We start from the raw sequence: 15,455 nt of genomic DNA, 5'->3' as shown, positions 1-15,455 counted from the left end.
CTTCAGGCCTTCTGATGATCGGCGATGGCGGCGAGAACCTCCTCGACCATCGCTTCCTTTTTCACATCGCGCGAGAGAACGGTCAGGTCCGCCTCGGCATAGATCGGGTAGCGCGCGCGCATCAGGTTCTCGAGCGTCTGCTTCGGATTCTCGGTCTTCAGAAGCGGCCGGGTGTCGCGCTTGTTCACCCGCTCCCATAGCACGTCCAGCTCGGCGTTGAGCCATATGGTCAGGCCGCCCTTCTTGATATGCCGCCGCGAGCGCTCGTTGATATAGGCGCCGCCGCCGGTCGACACCACCCGCGGGCCGGACCTGAGCAGGCGCTTCAGCACGCGGGCTTCCAGCGCCCGGAACTCTTCCTCGCCGTAGGTTGCGAAGAGATCGCTGACCGTCATGCGCGAGACCCGCTCGATCTCGTGGTCGGAATCGACGAAAGGAACGCCAAGCGCCTGGGCGGTCAGCCGACCGATTGCCGATTTACCCGCCCCCATCAGGCCGATGAAAACGAGATTACGCTTACCGAGAGTGCGCTTCGCCCTTTCGGCCAGCGTCGCGGAAACCGGTTCGGTCACATCGTTCATTGCGCTTCAAATTCCCCATTCCTCTCCGGTATCGACAAAACGGGGGGGAGCGTCAAGCCGTCGCTTGGTGTCGCGCGGGCTTCTTGAACTTCAGGGCGGGCCCGTTCATATAGATCACGCATCCGCGCCAGCGAACGCCCTGCTCGACTGCAGCGATCGTGGTAACGCTTCGAACAGACGGCATGATCCGATGCCGTACCGTTCCTTTCCGGCGCCATGCAGAGGAGACTTGAATGCCCACCCTCTTCCGCTTCCTGTTCATCTGCGCCGTCGGAGCCGGCATGGTCTATGGCGCGATGGTGGCGCTCGTCACTTTCGTCGACCCGGTTGAGCGGGACGTAACCGTGCGCATTCCCTCGGAACGGGTCAACAAGCCGCAATGACGGATATGTCCGCAGCCTACGTCGAATCCTTCCTGGAAATGATGAGCGCCGAGCGTGGAGCGGCGGTAAACACGCTGCAATCCTACGAGCGCGACCTCGAGGACGCGCGTTCCTTCCTGCGCACGCGCGGCACCGGGCTCACCGACGCCTCGGCCGACGATCTCAGAAGCTATCTCTCCCATCTCGCAGGCCAGGGCTTCAAATCGTCATCCCAAGCGCGGCGGCTCTCGGCGCTCCGGCAGTTTTACAAGTTCCTCTATGCTGAGGGGCTGCGCACGGACGACCCGACGGGCATCCTCGACGCGCCGAAGAAAGCCCGCACACTCCCCAAGACGCTGAGCATCGAACACGTCACCCGGCTGATCGGTCAGGCGGAAGCGGAGGCGAAGTCCGGCAAGGGCGATGCGATGGCGAATTTGCGCATGCACGCGCTGATCGAGCTCCTTTATGCGACAGGCATGCGCGTCAGCGAACTCGTTTCGCTTCCGGCAAGCGTGCTTGCGCAGAACGGGCGTTTTCTCATAATTCGCGGCAAGGGTAACAAGGAAAGGCTCGTACCGCTGTCGCAGGCGGCGATCCGCGCCATGCGCGCCTATGGCGAACAACTGCAGGAAGACGGTGCGGACAGCCCCTGGCTGTTCCCATCCAACGGCAAGACCGGCCATCTACCGCGGCAGGTCTTTGCCCGCGACCTCAAGAGCCTCGCGGCGCGGGCAGGCATCCGGGTGGCGGCGATTTCGCCGCACGTGCTGCGCCATGCCTTCGCCAGTCATCTGCTCGCCAACGGCGCCGACCTTCGCGCCGTGCAGGAACTGCTCGGCCATTCAGACATTTCCACGACACAAATCTATACGCATGTGCTGGAAGAACGGCTTCACGACCTCGTGCAGAACCATCACCCCCTTGCCAAACAGGCGAAAAAACAGGATTAGGTCCGCCTGATGGAATGACTTGGCAGGGCGGCCCTTGTCGAAAAACGATCGGAAACGCGTCTGATGCACAATTATCTCGACTTCGAAAAACCCATCTCTGATCTCGAAGGCAAGATTCTCGAACTGAAGAAGCTCGCCAGCGAAGACGAGAGCGTTAACACATCAGACGAGATCGCCCGATTGGAAGGGCGCGTCCGCGATGCGATGGTCGAGATCTACTCCAAATTGTCCCCCTGGCAGAAGACCCAGGTCGCTCGCCACCCCTCGCGTCCGCATTTCCTGGACTATGCCTCGCGCCTCTTCACCGAGTTTACGCCGCTTGCCGGCGACCGGAATTTCGCCAATGACGACGCGATCCAGGCGGGGCTGGCCCGCTTTCACGGCACGCCCGTCGCCGTCATCGGTCAGGAGAAGGGCAACGACACCAAGTCGCGTATCAAGCACAATTTCGGCAGCCCCCGCCCCGAGGGCTATCGCAAGGCGACGCGCATAATGGAGATGGCCGACCGTTTCGGCCTGCCGCTGATAACGCTGGTCGACACGGCAGGCGCCTATCCGGGCGTCAACGCCGAGGAGCGGGGCCAGGCCGAGGCGATCGCCCGCTCGACCGAAATGTGCCTCAACGTCAAGGTGCCGATCGTCACCGTGGTGATCGGCGAAGGCGGCTCGGGCGGCGCGATCGCGATTGCGACCGGCAACCGCGTCTACATGCTGGAGCACGCGATCTACAGCGTGATCTCCCCGGAAGGTGCGGCCTCGATCCTCTGGCGCGACTCGACGCGCGCCAAGGAAGCCGCCAGCAACATGAAGATCACCGCCGAAGACCTGAAGTCGCTCGGCGTCATCGACGGAATAATCCCGGAGCCTGTCGGTGGAGCCCACCGCGACCCGGACGCGGTCATCAGCCGCACGGAAACCGTGATCGGCGACGCTCTCAAGGAGCTTTCCGCACGCAATGGCGACGAATTGCGGGCCGACCGGCGGCAGAAATATCTGAATATCGGCCGTAACCTCTGATTACGGCTCCGTCCGAGCCGTTCCAATCCGAACCATTGCGATTATTCCAGGCGGTCGGCAACCGGAAATCGGACTGTGGCCAAATCTTGGCCATATTCATCAGGTCATGAGAGGTGGCCATTCGCAGGGGGCGCCTGCACGGTTAAGATTTCGTGAAGAATAATAACGTACTGATTCGTTGACGCCTGCCCTTCGTGGAACAGGCGTGCACGGATAGAATGTGGCTAGAACGGGCTTTTGCCGATGCGTTTCAGGAACCTTGTCCTCACCGCCGCTGTCGCAGCCGCTCTTGCGGGCTGCACCAACGAGACGCTCGATTCGGTCAACCTGTCGTCCGTCAAGAACAAGACCGAGTATCAGCTTTCGGGCAAGATGGTCAGCAAGATGCGCGAGCTGGGCATGCAGAAGACGTCCCCGATCCTGTTGCGCATCTTCAAGGAAGAAGGGACGCTCGAAGTCTGGAAGGCGAACACGGCGAACCGGTTCCAGCTTCTGAAGAGCTACAAGATCTGCGCATGGTCGGGCAAGCTCGGGCCTAAGATGAAGGAGGGAGACCGGCAGGCGCCGGAGGGATTTTACCCGCTCTATCCGCACCAGATGAACCCGAATTCGAGCTACTACCTGGCGATCAATACGGGCTATCCGAACACATATGACAAGGCCAACGGCCGCACCGGCACCCATCTGATGATCCACGGTGCCTGCTCTTCGGCCGGCTGCTATTCGATGACGAACGAGCAGATCATCGAGATCTTCGCGCTCGCCCGCGACGCGTTCAAGGGCGGCCAGGAAAGCGTGCAGCTTCAAGCCTTTCCCTTCCGCATGACGGCGGAAAACATGGCGCGCCACCGCGACAATCCGAACATCGAATTCTGGAAGATGCTGAAGGTCGGCTACGACCAGTTCGAAGTGACCAAGCGCCCGCCGGCAGTGAATGTCTGCGAGAGGAAATACGTCTTCAATCAGCAGGCTGAGGGGCAGTTCAGTGCGGCCGGCCAGTGCCCTGCCATGACGACGCCGCCGGCGCTGCAGATGGCGATGGCGAGCTACGACAAGGACTATCGGCGCGACTACGAGAAGGCCTTGAAGAAATTTGAGGGCATGGTCTGGTACGAGCCGACCGAGGCCGAACGCAAGGCGGTCGTCGCCGATCAGCGCAAGGGCCGCGAGCTTGCCTATGCGCCGACCGGCACCTCGCTCGATGCGGGCAAGCTGCTCAAGGTAAGCGATCTCGAAAAGAAGCTTGCCGAACAGAAAGAGGCCGAGGAAGCCAAGCAGGCAACCTTGATCCAGAAGGAAGCGCTGGAAAAGGCGGCCCGCGAAGGCAAGGGCCCGCCGGTGCCGCAGGCCAACCCGCTCGAGCGCCCCGTGGAGCAGGCAGCGGTACAGGCCGAGCCCCCGAGGAAGTCGCTCTGGGGCCTGTTCTCTCGCAACGAGCCGGCGGCCGCGCCAGCCGCACCCGCCGCCGGGACTCCCGCGCAGCAGGCCGCAGGCCAGCCAACCGCTCAACAGCCCGCACCGGGCCAGCCGCCAGCCGCCGCCGGCGGGCAGCAGGCAGCACCGCCGGCGCAGGACAATGCTCAGGTGGCCGCCGCTCCCGCCGGGAATGCGCAAGCGCAAGCACCAGAACAGCAGCCCGCCGAGCAGCCGAAGAAGCGCCCGTTCTGGAAACTCTGGGGCAATTGATGCCCGAGGAAGCGAGGCTACGCTACGATCTGAGGGGGCTGAAATGTCCCCTTCCCGTTTTGAAGACGCGCAAGCGAATGGAAAACCTGCCGCCCGGCGCGCTCATCGAGATCGAAACGACCGACCCGCTGGCCGTGATAGACATCCCGCATTTCTGCAACGAGGACGGGCACCGGCTGGAGCAGGCTGAGCCGCTCGCAGACGGACATCGTTTCCTCATTCGCAAGCGGTGCTAACTAAATTGGCGGCGCATCGCGCCTTCGGATCTGTCACAGCCAGTTCTCGACCCTTACACCCGGCATGCGGACGATCTCGCGTATATTGTTGGTCACGACAATCAGCCCTTCGCTGCGCGCATTTGGGTGAGCATCAGAACGATCCGCGCGTTTCCGCCACCGGCTGCTTACGCTCGCTCATGAAATCCTCGCTGAGGCGCGGCCCGCTGGGGAACAGATCGTCCCATCTTTTGCCCTGGGGCACGATCACGCGGCTGCGGCCGATCTTGAGAATATCGACCTGATGCACGCTCTCGGGAAAGGCGAAGGCCTTTGGCAGCCGCACCGCCTGGCTACGATTACTGATGAACACGGTCGAACTGGCCAAGACCCATTCCTTTCTCAAGCCCACCGGCGAGCGGGTGCTGATGAAGAAAGTCCGGCCGGAGCCGTCAGAACTTCATCCCCGGCACCGCCAGGGGGTTGTCCGCGAGCGCCTGCGCATCCGGTCGGTCGACGCGCGGCTTGCCGGTGAAGGCGTCGAAGAGGTCGCGCACGAATGCTTCCTCCAGGCCTTTGGTGATCAGCACCATTCGCGTCCGGCGATCGGCCGGGTCGGGCCAGGCGGCAAGCCGTTCCGGCGCGTGAAAGACCGTCTGCACGCCGTGCAGCACCACCGGCCTCTCCGGATTGTCCGCGACGGAAACGATCGCCTTCATGCGCAGCAGCTTTTCTCCATGGGCCGAGCGCAGGAGGTCGATGAACATCTCTAGCGCCATCGGTTCGATCGGCCGGTCATGCACGATGCTGAATGAGCGGATGTCCGAACCATGACGATTGACGTCGTGATGGTGGTTCCCATGGCCGTGGCCATCTTCGTGGTGGTGGTCATGGTGGTGGTGGTGGTGGTGGTGGTCGTCCGCATGGGCCTCGTCCTGAAGCCAGCGCCCGACATCGGCGACCTTGGTCGAGGCGTCGTAAAGACCGCAGGCGAAGAGATCGGCCCGGCCCGCCTTTTCCGTGTCGCCGTCGATGATCGGCGCGCGCGGGTTGAGATCCCTGAGCTGCGCCTCGAGCCTGCCGATCCCATCACCTTTGGCGTGCCCGCTCTTGCTGATCACCAGCCGGTCGGCCACCGCGATCTGCTTCATGGCCTCCACATGATTGGCGATCGTCTGCTCGCCATTGACCGCATCGACGACGGTGACGACTCCGTCCAGCCGGAAATTCTGGGCAATCACGGGATTGCCGAGGACGGATTGAAGCACCGGTGCCGGATCGGCAAGACCGGTGGTCTCGATGACGACGCGCTTCAGCGGTTTGATGCGGCCGGTCTGCATCCGGTCCATGAGATCGGCCAGCGTATCGACGAGCTCGCCGCGCACGGTGCAGCACAGGCAGCCGTCGGAAAGCTCGATGACGCCGTCACTCGAAGCCTCGACCAGGAGGTGGTCGATGGAGACATCGCCGAATTCGTTGATGATAACGGCCGTGTCGGCAAGCGCCGGATCCTTGAGCACCCGGTTCAGAAGGGTCGTCTTGCCCGCGCCGAGAAAGCCGGTGAGGATCGAGACCGGCACCACCGGCATTGGACCGTTCATGAAAGACTCCGTTCAGAAGCTCGGGCGCGGGATCGGAATCGGCACATTGGCGATCTCGACCGCATCGCCCTGTGCCGTGGCATCGCTGCCGGCTTTTGCCGTCTTGTCGTCGCTGCCGGGTATGAGGCCGGCGAAGGCAAGTTTCAGCGGGCGGTCGATCTCGTGGATATAGGGTGAAAGCAGCTTCTGCCGGCCGGCCTCGTCACGCCCCTCGCTGCGCACCTTCGCCGCCTGCTTCGAGCAGATTTCCTTGCTGATATCGGCAACCACCTCGCGGGTTTCGCCATACGGCACGATCTCCGCAAGCGAGGGCTTGCCCGTGCCCACCGTGGTAAAAGCCATCTGCAGGAGCCTGGCCGACTCGTCGGCACGCGCTGCAAGGCTGTCTTCGCCGAGCACAACCGAAACCACCCTGCGGCCGCCGCGGCTCGCCGAGGAGACCTGGTTGAAGCCCGAGGCGCAAATGAACCCCGTCTTCATGCCGTCCGCGCCATCGAAGCGGCCTATCAGCATGTTGTAATTGGGATAGTCCTTCTTGCCGGTGGTGAAGCCTTCCAGCGCGAAATAGGAAGCATATTGCGGGAATTCGCGCTTCAGCGTAAGCGCGAGCACCGCAAGGTCCCGGGCCGTCGTATATTGCCCTTTGCCGGGCAGGCCGTTGGGATTGATGAAATGCGACGAGGTCATGCCGATGCGGCGCGCCTCGGCATTCATCTTGTCGATGAAGGCCTGTTCGGATCCGCCGACCGTCTCGGCGATCGCAACGGCGACGTCGTTCGCCGACTTGATCAGCATCATCTTCAACGCGCTGTCGAGCGTCATCTTCTGGCCAGGCTTGTAGAACATCTTGCTCGGCGGCTCCGAAGCGGCGTTCTTCGTCATGACCACCGGGCTTTCCAACGTCAGCTGCCCCGCCTGGATGGCCCGGAACGTGGTATAGGCCGTCATGAGCTTGGTCAGTGACGCCGGATACCATTTCTGGAAGATGTCCTGATGCTCGTAGACCTTGAGCGTATCCACGTCGATCACCAGCCGCGGATTGGCCGATGCAGGCAGCGCCGCAGCCAGGACGACCGCGCAAGCTCCCGCAAGCATGCCTATCCTGCCCAATCTGTCGCCCAACGGGAATCGTGCTATTGCCACAATCCAAACCTCGAAATTCCGGAGTTGCCTCGTATCGTCCCGCTATTTAGCCTATATGGCAAGGAGATGGCAAAGCCCATTCATCGGGCTGCCGCGCCAATCCACCGCCCGGACACTCCAGCGGCGAGACTCCAGCCGACGCTGAAGCGTCGGGACTCGCGTGTCGAACCGAAGTGAACGAACAGACCGACAGGAACGAACAATGCCGATTCTAAACCGTGCCGCCGAGCTCAAGAACGAAGTGACCGAATGGCGGCGCCATCTGCACCAGAACCCGGAGCTCCTGTTCGCGGTGGAAAATACGGCAGCCTTCGTCGAAAAAAAACTGAGGGAATTCGGCGTTGACGAAATCGTGACCGGCCTCGGCCGGACCGGGGTCGTCGGCCTCATCCGCGGCAATCGCGGCCCGGGCCGCACCGTCGGGCTCAGGGCCGACATGGACGCCCTGCCGATCACCGAAGCAAGCGGCAGGTCCTGGTCCTCGACGGCCCCCGGCAAGATGCATGCCTGCGGCCATGACGGCCATACGGCCATGCTGCTCGGCGCGGCGAAGTATCTTGCCGAAACGCGTAACTTCGCCGGCAATGTCGCGGTGATCTTCCAGCCGGCGGAGGAAGGCGGCGGCGGCGGCAACGAGATGGTGAAGGACGGCATGATGGAGCGCTTCGCGATCGAAGAGGTCTACGGCATGCACAACATGCCGGGGATGCCGGTCGGCCACTTCGGCAGCCGCGCCGGCCCGATCATGGCCTCGACCGACGAGTTCACCATTACCGTCAAGGGCCGCGGCGGCCACGCCGCTCAGCCGCACAAGACGATCGACCCGATCGCCATCGGCGCCCAGATCGTCAACGCGCTGCAGACGATCGCCTCGCGCACCGTCGATCCGCTTGCCTCCGTCGTCGTCTCCGTCACCAAGTTCAATGCCGGCTTCGCCCACAATGTCATCCCCGAACAGGCCGTACTCGCCGGCACCGTGCGCGCGCTGACGCCGGAAGTGCGCGACACCGGCGAAGCCCGGATCCGCCAGATCGCCGACAACATCGCCGGTGCCTACGGCGCCACCGTCGACGTCTGGTACGGCCGCAACTATCCCGTGACCGTTAACCACGCCGCCGAGACCGGTCACGCGCTCGCCGTCGCCGCCACGGTCGCCGGCGAAGGCAACGTCAACGCAGCGCTCGACCCGATGATGGGCGGCGAGGACTTTTCCTACATGCTGCTGGCCCGGCCGGGCGCCTTCGTCTTCATCGGCAATGGCGATACGGCGGGACTGCATCACCCGGCTTACGACTTCAACGACGAAGCCATTCCGCACGGAATTTCCTATTGGGTGAAGCTCGCCGAAACACGGCTTGCCGCCTGAGGCACGGAAAGCGGGAGGCGACCATGCACCAGATCGACAAGACGGACCGGAGAATCCTCAATATCCTGCAGGCGGACGGGCGGATTACCAATCTGGAGCTGGCGGACCGGATCGGGCTTTCCCCGACGGCGACCAGCGAACGCCTGAGGCGGCTGCTGAAGGAAGGTTACGTCTCCGGCTTCGGTGCGCGTCTCGACCCGCACAAGCTCGGCTTCGGGCTGTTGGTCTTCATCGAAGTGATGCTCGACAAGACGACGCCGGAAGTCTTCGACCAGTTCGCGGCCGCCATAAAGCAGGCGCCCGCTGTGCTCGAATGCCACATGGTCGCGGGCGGCTTCGACTATCTCGTCAAGACCCGCTTCGAGGACATGGCCGCCTACCGCAACTTTCTCGGCCAGGTGCTTTGGACGCTCCCGGGCGTCAAGGAAACCCGGACCTATGCGGTGATGGAAGAGATCAAGAATGACGGGCCGCTGCCGCTGCTTTGAGTAGCGGCAGCGGCCCGTCAGAGCGGGATTAAGAAGTGTGCGGTTTCCGCCCGCAATCACCTATCGGAATCGATCACGCCTTGATCGATTCCATGTCGATCACGAAGCGGTAGCGCACGTCGCTTCTCACCACCCGCTCATAGGCCTCGTTGATCTGCTCCATGCGGATCGTCTCGATCTCCGAAACGATGCCGTGCTCGCCGCAGAAATCGAGCATTTCCTGCGTCTCCTTGATAGAACCGATCATGGAGCCGGAAATGCTGCGCCGTGCCGGCACCAGCGAGAAGGCATGGACCGGCACCGGATTCTCCGGAATGCCGACGAGCACCAGATCGCCATCGACCTTCAAGAGGTTGAGATAGGCGTTCCAGTCGATTTCGGCCGCGACCGTGCAGATGATCAGGTCGAAGCTGCCGGCGAGTTTGGTGAATGTCTCCGGATCCTTCGTCGCGTAGTAGTGATCCGCCCCGAGCTTAAGCCCGTCCTCTTTCTTCGAAAGCGTCTGGCTGAGCACCGTAACCTCCGCGCCCATCGCATGGGCGAGCTTCACGCCCATATGGCCGAGACCGCCCAAGCCGACGATCGCCACCTTCTTGCCGGGGCCGGCCTTCCAGTGACGCAGCGGCGAGTAGAGCGTGATGCCGGCGCAAAGCAGCGGTGCGGCAGCGTCGAGCGGAAGGTTGTCCGGAATGGAGAGCACATAACCCTCCTTGACGACGATATGGTCGGAATAGCCGCCCTGGGTCGGTGTTCCATCTGCCTCGACGCCGTTGTAGGTCACCACCAGGCCGGGCAGATACTGCTCCAGATCGAGGTCGCGCTTGGCGCAGGTCGTGCAGGAGTCGACGAAGCAGCCGACGCCCACCCGATCGCCGATCTTGAACCTGGTGACCTTGGAGCCGACCGCCCTGACGATGCCGACGATTTCGTGGCCGGGTACCATGGGGAAGGTCGAATTGCCCCATTCGTCGCGCGCCTGGTGGATATCGGAATGGCAGACGCCGCAATATTTGATGTCGATCACCACGTCGTCGTCGCGCGGTTCGCGACGCTCGAAGGTGAAGGGTGCGAGCGGCTTCGACGCGTCGGTCGCCGCATATCCTCTTGCAATGGCCATGGGTCTGTCCTTCATGTCTGGGAGTGGCATGTCTGCGAGTGGCATGTCTGGGAGTGGCGCGCCCATCGGCCTATGGACCGCAGGCGGCAGGGCGGACTATGCTGCCTCACAAGGCCATTGCGTTAGTGCGATCCTGCAAAACTTTTGCACGATTCTGCGAGAATCGCCGAAGGCAGCTGGCGCGATAGCACCGACAACCTATCTGACCCCCTGTCTCCGCACGGATCTAAGCTATTGGAAAGTCCACCGAAGATGACAGAATCACAGCGCGTGCCGCGTCAGGAAATGATCGACATCATTGCCCGGATCGCCGGAGAGGACGGCGATCATCCAACGATTATACCAGGGCTGAGCGTTCACCGGCATTCCGTTTCGGCGAAGCCGAATTGCGCCGCCTACAAGCCGAGCCTGGCGATCATCGTCCAGGGAGCCAAACGTGTCGTGCTCGGTGAGGAAACCCTCGTCTACGGCGCCTCGGACTACCTTTTGACCTCCATCGACCTGCCGGTTCTCTCTCAGATATCGCTCGCCTCGCCCGAGGAGCCCTATCTCAGCATGGCCTTCCAGATCGATACGACGAGGCTTCCGGCGCTCCTCGACGCAATCGGCCCGGAGGCGGCGAAAGCTCCGGGTTCGCCGCGCGGCATGACGGTCAGCAAGCTCACACCCGATCTTGAGGACACGGCGCTTCGGCTGCTGCGGCTCCTCGACAGACCGGATGACATCGCGGTGCTGCTGCCGCTGATCGAGCAGGAACTGCTTTATCGCCTGCTGCTCGGACCGCACGGCGCCAGGCTCCGCCAGATGGCGACCACGGAGAGCCAGCCGCACCAGATCGGCCGCGCGGTGTCCTGGCTGAAGGAACATTATTCCCGCCCCTTGCGCATCGACGACCTCGCAAGCCGCGTCAGCATGAGCGTCTCCTCGCTTCATCACCATTTCAAGGCGATCACGGCGATGAGCCCGCTGCAGTACCAGAAGCAACTGCGCCTGCAGGAGGCAAGGCGGCTGATGCTCGAGGAGCGTCTCGATGCCGGCGATGCCGGCCACAAGGTCGGGTATGAGAGCCAGTCCCAGTTCAGCCGCGAATATGCCCGCCATTTCGGCGAGCCGCCGATGCGCGACGTCGGCCGCGTCCGCCGAAGCCTCATCGGCCGTACGATCGGCGAGGTTGAGATGCTGAGCGAGGGTTAGAGCACTTCCAGGAAAAGTGTCGGACGGTTTTCCGCCCGGAGAGCGGAGCCGCTCAGCTTCGTTCGATATCGCGGCGCAGAACGATCGAGGTCGTCAGATCCTCGACATTGTCGAGCTGCGCGACTTCGTTGCGCAGCTCGTTCAGCGCGTTGATCGAAGCGACCTTCACTTCCACGATGAGATCGAGCTGACCGCTGACCGAGAAAACGCGTCTGACGGAGGAAAACCCGGCTAGCCGATCGAGCACGCCGAGCGAGGGCGTCCGCTTCAGCGTCACCAGCAGGAAAGCCTCGATCTCCCCCTCCTCCAGCTGGCCGATGTCGGCGCGATAGCCGCGAATGACGCCGGCCTTCTCCAGCCGCGCGACACGCTCGGCCGTCGCGCTGCGCGACAATCCGATACGCCCGGCAAGCGACTTCATGGGAATACGCCCCTCGCGGCTCAATATGCTGAGGATCGTTCGGTCTGTCGCGTCGATATCCTGCCTCCTGCGGCCGGCCAGAGGGACTGCCGGGCGGCTGTCGAGCGCCGCCGACAAGATGACGGTTATAATAACCAAAGTGCCGGTGCAACCGGCGAAATGCCGGATGCACATACCGAACGGGCGTGCAACTCTCGTGACAAGAGCGGGGGTCTCCATGAACGACATGCTGAAAACGACGCCGGATTTCACGATCGAGGAAGCACAAGCCCTCCTCGCGCAGCACTTCGGCCTGGACGGGTCACTTCAGCCGCTGGACAGCGAGCGGGACCAGAACTTCAAGGTCAATACCCGTGATGGCCGCTGCTACATTCTGAAGATCGTCAACGGCGCCGAACCGGAAATCGAAAGCGACTTCCAGACAGCGCTGCTGAAGCACGCCGGCGAAAATGCAGGAGACCTGCCGGTTCCGCATTTGCAACCGACTCTGTCCGGCGAGAACCTCGCGACGACCACGAGGCGCGGGACCGTCCATCGATTGCGGCTGGTCACCTGGGTTCCGGGAACTCCGCTCGCACAGTCCGATCGGAGCGATGGAGCACTTCACTCCCTCGGCCGGATGCTCGGCCGCTTCGACGCCTCGCTCAAAGGCTTCATGCATCCGGGCGCACTGCGCGATCTCGACTGGGACATCCGCAATGCCGGACGTTCTGCCGGACGGCTCGCATATGTGGCCGATCTCCAGGATCGTGCTCTTCTCCAGCGCTTTCTCGACCGCTTCGACGAGCGGGTCGCCCCGCGGCTCCCGATGCTGCGCTCCGCCGTCATCCATAACGACGCAAACGACTGGAACGTCCTCATCGACGAAGACGACCACGACCGCATTTCCGGCATCATCGACTTTGGCGACGCCCTCTACGCGCCCGTCATCGCCGAAGTCGCGATCGCCGCCGCCTATGCCGGCCTCGACCACCCCGATCCGATCGGCGCTGCGGCTGCGATCGCCAACGGCTACCATGCCGAATACCCGCTCCTCGAAGAAGAAGTCGATCTCCTCTTCGACCTGATCGCCATGCGGCTGGTCACCTCGGTGACGATCTCTGCATCACGCCGGGCGCACACCGCCGACAACCCTTATCTCGCGATCAGCGAAAGGCCGGCCTGGGCGCTGCTGCGCAAACTCGATGCGATGAACCCGCGTTTCTCAACGGCGATCCTGAGAAAGGCCTGCGGTTTCGAGACAGTAGCCGGAGCCCGCGCCGTCGCCTCCTGGATCGTCGGAAATCGCAAGAGCCTCCTGCCGCTTCTCGATCGTCCAGCCGCGGCTTATCCGGCCGCTCTCGTCCCCTACGGCGATCCGGCGCATCCGATGACCGTCAGTTCGGCGGCCGGCCGGCCGCATGACGCGCAATCGGTCTGGGAAGAGCAATGCCGCAGGGCCGGCGTCGAGCTCGGCATCGGCCCCTGGGGTGAAGCCCGCACCGTCTATTCGGGCGAGATGTTCGTCTCCCGCATGATCGAAGAGACGCGCCGCACGCGCCATCTGGGTCTTGACCTCTTCATGGCCGCGGGCACCAAGGTCCATACGCCGCTTGCAGCCACCGTCGCGAGCGTCGAGATCGAGAAGGATCCGCTCGGATACGGTTGCCTTATCGCTCTGCGCCATGAACCGGACGGCTGCCCGCCTTTCCTGACGCTATGGGGCCATCTTGCCCATGAGGCCGTCGGCCGGCTGAAGGCCGGCGACCGGCTGGAGGCCGGCGCGCTTGTCGGTGAAATGGGCGCTCCGGAAGAAAACGGCGGCTGGGCGCCGCATCTGCATCTGCAGATCTCCACCGACACAAGTCTCGCAGCGACGGACATCCTCGGCGTCGGCGAGGAGCGCTACCTCGACGTCTGGGCGGAGCTCTTCCCCGACGCGAGCACATTTGCCGGCATCGCGCCGGAATTCTACGACCGGAGCGGCCGCCCCCACGAGGACATCATCAGGCAACGGAAAGAGCTGCTGCTGCCGAACCTGTCGATCTCCTACGAGAAGCCGATCAAGTTCGTGCGCGGCGAAGGCGTCTGGCTGATCGACGATCGCGGCCGCGCCTATCTCGACTGCTTCAACAATGTCTGCCACATCGGCCACGCCCATCCGGCCGTGGTGGACGCATTGGCCCGGCAGGCAGGGACGCTCAACACCAACACGCGCTACCTGCACGACAACATCGTCGCCTATGCCGAGCGGCTGACGGCCACGATGCCGAAGGAACTCGCCGTCGCCGCCTTCGCCAACAGCGGCTCCGAAGCCAACGGTCTCGCCCTGCGCCTGATGCGGGCGCATACGGGCAAAGAAAACGCCGTCGTGTTGGACTGGGCCTATCACGGTACGACGCAGGAGCTGATCGATCTCAGCGCATACAAGTTCCGCCGCAAGGGCGGAAAGGGCCAGAAGCCGCATGTTCACGTGGCGGCCGTTCCGGACAGTTACCACGCGCCGGCCGCCTGGCCGCCGGAGGAACACGGCAGGCGCTTCGCCGAAGACGTGGCCGAGCTGATCGCGGCGATGCGCGCCCGAGACGAAGCGCCGGGTTTCTTCCTCGCCGAATCCATTCCGAGCGTCGCAGGCCAGGTGTTTCTGCCGGATGGCTACCTCAACGAGGTCTACCGCATGATTCGGGAGGCCGGCGGCGTCTGCATCGCCGACGAGGTGCAGGTCGGCTTCGGCCGGGTCGGCAGCCATTGGTGGGCCTTCGAGACGCAAGGCGTCGTTCCTGATATCGTCACCATGGGCAAGCCGATCGGCAATGGTCATCCACTCGCCGCAGTCGTCACGACGCGTGAGATCGCGGCCTCGTTCGACAACGGCATGGAGTATTTCAACACCTTCGGCGGCAACCCGGTGTCCTGCGCCGTCGGTCTCGCCGTGCTCGACGTCATCGAAGGCGAGGACCTGCGCCGCAATGCGCTCGATATCGGCAATCATCTTCTCGCCGCCTTCCGGACCATGCAGGAGCGCTACGAGGTCATCGGCGACGTTCGCGGCCTCGGCCTGTTCCTCGGCATCGAGCTCGTCAGCGACCGCAGAACCAGGGCGCCGGCGACGGAGATCGCCCGGGCCGTCGCGAACGGAGCCCGCCAGCGCGGCGTGCTGATGGGCACTGAGGGCCCACATGACAACGTCCTGAAAATGCGACCGCCGATGATCTTTTCGAAGCGCGACGCGGATCACCTGATCGCCGTGCTCGAGGAAACGTTCGAGGCCGTGCTGGCGCGAGCCGGATAATTACGAGGTAGCGGTATCACCGAAGAACCAGACCACTCCG

At 63.3% G+C, this 15,455-nt stretch carries 15 protein-coding genes and 1 pseudogene; 9 read left to right on the top strand and 7 right to left on the bottom strand.

From position 1 onward, the window contains the following. Positions 1–2: 2 nt before the first annotated feature. Positions 3–581, bottom strand: coding sequence for a shikimate kinase (locus tag AC6CIG_RS16190; RefSeq protein ID WP_003527461.1), 579 nt, complete (start codon positions 579–581; stop codon positions 3–5). 233 nt (positions 582–814) lie between these two features. Here AC6CIG_RS16190 and AC6CIG_RS16185 point away from each other — a divergent pair, with 233 nt between their 5' ends. From AC6CIG_RS16185 to AC6CIG_RS16165, 5 genes are all read left to right on the top strand, one after another. Next, positions 815–964 carry a hypothetical protein gene (locus tag AC6CIG_RS16185; RefSeq protein WP_018096896.1) on the top strand — a complete coding sequence of 50 codons (150 nt, stop codon included), beginning with the start codon at positions 815–817 and terminating at the stop codon, positions 962–964. After that, the gene (xerD, locus tag AC6CIG_RS16180) at positions 961–1,896 is read left to right on the top strand and encodes a site-specific tyrosine recombinase XerD (RefSeq protein ID WP_100674166.1); all 936 of its coding nucleotides are present in this window, start codon (positions 961–963) and stop codon (positions 1,894–1,896) included. The genes AC6CIG_RS16185 and xerD overlap by 4 nt, the downstream gene beginning before the upstream one ends. 63 nt (positions 1,897–1,959) lie before the next feature. Beyond that, a complete protein-coding gene (locus tag AC6CIG_RS16175) occupies positions 1,960–2,913 on the top strand; it encodes an acetyl-CoA carboxylase carboxyltransferase subunit alpha (RefSeq protein WP_003527479.1) in 954 nt (317 codons plus the stop codon). A gap of 243 nt (positions 2,914–3,156) precedes the next feature. Continuing rightward, positions 3,157–4,599, top strand: a complete 1,443-nt coding sequence (locus AC6CIG_RS16170) for a L,D-transpeptidase family protein (protein WP_018096894.1) — start codon at positions 3,157–3,159, stop codon at positions 4,597–4,599. Then, positions 4,599–4,835 (top strand): sulfurtransferase TusA family protein, encoded by a 237-nt coding sequence (locus AC6CIG_RS16165; RefSeq protein WP_018096893.1) that lies wholly within the window; start codon positions 4,599–4,601, stop codon positions 4,833–4,835. Before AC6CIG_RS16170 ends, AC6CIG_RS16165 begins: the two co-directional genes overlap by 1 nt. 33 nt (positions 4,836–4,868) lie before the next feature. On the opposite strand, the pseudogene AC6CIG_RS16160 reads toward AC6CIG_RS16165, so the two are convergent. The 4 genes and pseudogenes from AC6CIG_RS16160 to AC6CIG_RS16145 form a co-directional block, all read right to left on the bottom strand. Continuing rightward, positions 4,869–4,958, bottom strand: a pseudogene (locus AC6CIG_RS16160) (VapC toxin family PIN domain ribonuclease); the annotation flags it as partial. A 10-nt stretch (positions 4,959–4,968) separates the two neighbouring features. Further along, the gene (gene vapB / locus AC6CIG_RS16155) at positions 4,969–5,202 is read right to left on the bottom strand and encodes a type II toxin-antitoxin system VapB family antitoxin (protein WP_127708934.1); all 234 of its coding nucleotides are present in this window, start codon (positions 5,200–5,202) and stop codon (positions 4,969–4,971) included. Positions 5,203–5,266: 64 nt separating this feature from the next. Beyond that, the gene (locus AC6CIG_RS16150; protein ID WP_127708936.1) at positions 5,267–6,415 is read right to left on the bottom strand and encodes a CobW family GTP-binding protein; all 1,149 of its coding nucleotides are present in this window, start codon (positions 6,413–6,415) and stop codon (positions 5,267–5,269) included. A 12-nt stretch (positions 6,416–6,427) separates the two neighbouring features. Then, a complete protein-coding gene (locus AC6CIG_RS16145; RefSeq protein WP_127708938.1) occupies positions 6,428–7,510 on the bottom strand; it encodes a D-alanyl-D-alanine carboxypeptidase family protein in 1,083 nt (360 codons plus the stop codon). Positions 7,511–7,760: 250 nt separating this feature from the next. Here AC6CIG_RS16145 and AC6CIG_RS16140 point away from each other — a divergent pair, with 250 nt between their 5' ends. Beyond that, on the top strand, positions 7,761–8,924 hold the full coding sequence (locus AC6CIG_RS16140; protein WP_127708940.1) for a M20 aminoacylase family protein: 1,164 nt from the start codon (positions 7,761–7,763) through the stop codon (positions 8,922–8,924). A gap of 23 nt (positions 8,925–8,947) precedes the next feature. Beyond that, positions 8,948–9,412 carry an Lrp/AsnC ligand binding domain-containing protein gene (locus AC6CIG_RS16135; RefSeq protein WP_010970133.1) on the top strand — a complete coding sequence of 155 codons (465 nt, stop codon included), beginning with the start codon at positions 8,948–8,950 and terminating at the stop codon, positions 9,410–9,412. Positions 9,413–9,485: 73 nt separating this feature from the next. Here AC6CIG_RS16135 and AC6CIG_RS16130 read toward each other — a convergent pair whose 3' ends face one another. Then, entirely contained in the window at positions 9,486–10,529 is a 1,044-nt protein-coding gene (locus tag AC6CIG_RS16130; RefSeq protein ID WP_018096888.1) for an NAD(P)-dependent alcohol dehydrogenase, read from the bottom strand. A 252-nt stretch (positions 10,530–10,781) separates the two neighbouring features. Here AC6CIG_RS16130 and AC6CIG_RS16125 point away from each other — a divergent pair, with 252 nt between their 5' ends. Continuing rightward, positions 10,782–11,723, top strand: a complete 942-nt coding sequence (locus AC6CIG_RS16125) for an AraC family transcriptional regulator (protein WP_127708944.1) — start codon at positions 10,782–10,784, stop codon at positions 11,721–11,723. A 52-nt stretch (positions 11,724–11,775) separates the two neighbouring features. Here the strand turns inward: AC6CIG_RS16125 and AC6CIG_RS16120 are convergent, their stop codons facing one another. After that, positions 11,776–12,318: an Lrp/AsnC family transcriptional regulator gene (locus AC6CIG_RS16120; protein WP_164866806.1), complete on the bottom strand. Its 543-nt coding sequence runs from the start codon at positions 12,316–12,318 to the stop codon at positions 11,776–11,778. Between the two features lie 43 nt (positions 12,319–12,361). Here AC6CIG_RS16120 and AC6CIG_RS16115 point away from each other — a divergent pair, with 43 nt between their 5' ends. Next, positions 12,362–15,415 (top strand): aminotransferase class III-fold pyridoxal phosphate-dependent enzyme, encoded by a 3,054-nt coding sequence (locus AC6CIG_RS16115; RefSeq protein WP_127708946.1) that lies wholly within the window; start codon positions 12,362–12,364, stop codon positions 15,413–15,415. Positions 15,416–15,455: the final 40 nt, after the last annotated feature.

The organism is Sinorhizobium sp. GQ132 (genome assembly GCF_059758575.1).
This window is presented reverse-complemented; position numbering and strand designations above follow the sequence as displayed.

Excerpts from the sequence above, each read along its gene's own strand:
- AC6CIG_RS16135 (WP_010970133.1), top strand. The coding sequence starts at position 8,948 with ATGCACCAGATCGACAAGACGGACCGGAGAATCCTCAATATCCTGCAG.
- AC6CIG_RS16190 (WP_003527461.1), bottom strand. The coding sequence starts at position 581 with ATGAACGATGTGACCGAACCGGTTTCCGCGACGCTGGCCGAAAGGGCG.
- AC6CIG_RS16165 (WP_018096893.1), top strand. The coding sequence starts at position 4,599 with ATGCCCGAGGAAGCGAGGCTACGCTACGATCTGAGGGGGCTGAAATGT.
- AC6CIG_RS16175 (WP_003527479.1), top strand. The coding sequence starts at position 1,960 with ATGCACAATTATCTCGACTTCGAAAAACCCATCTCTGATCTCGAAGGC.
- AC6CIG_RS16140 (WP_127708940.1), top strand. The coding sequence starts at position 7,761 with ATGCCGATTCTAAACCGTGCCGCCGAGCTCAAGAACGAAGTGACCGAA.
- AC6CIG_RS16125 (WP_127708944.1), top strand. The coding sequence starts at position 10,782 with ATGACAGAATCACAGCGCGTGCCGCGTCAGGAAATGATCGACATCATT.
- AC6CIG_RS16145 (WP_127708938.1), bottom strand. The coding sequence starts at position 7,510 with ATGCTTGCGGGAGCTTGCGCGGTCGTCCTGGCTGCGGCGCTGCCTGCA.
- AC6CIG_RS16170 (WP_018096894.1), top strand. The coding sequence starts at position 3,157 with ATGCGTTTCAGGAACCTTGTCCTCACCGCCGCTGTCGCAGCCGCTCTT.
- AC6CIG_RS16120 (WP_164866806.1), bottom strand. The coding sequence starts at position 12,318 with ATGTGCATCCGGCATTTCGCCGGTTGCACCGGCACTTTGGTTATTATA.
- AC6CIG_RS16130 (WP_018096888.1), bottom strand. The coding sequence starts at position 10,529 with ATGGCCATTGCAAGAGGATATGCGGCGACCGACGCGTCGAAGCCGCTC.
- AC6CIG_RS16150 (WP_127708936.1), bottom strand. The coding sequence starts at position 6,415 with ATGAACGGTCCAATGCCGGTGGTGCCGGTCTCGATCCTCACCGGCTTT.
- AC6CIG_RS16185 (WP_018096896.1), top strand. The coding sequence starts at position 815 with ATGCCCACCCTCTTCCGCTTCCTGTTCATCTGCGCCGTCGGAGCCGGC.
- xerD (WP_100674166.1), top strand. The coding sequence starts at position 961 with ATGACGGATATGTCCGCAGCCTACGTCGAATCCTTCCTGGAAATGATG.
- AC6CIG_RS16115 (WP_127708946.1), top strand. The coding sequence starts at position 12,362 with ATGAACGACATGCTGAAAACGACGCCGGATTTCACGATCGAGGAAGCA.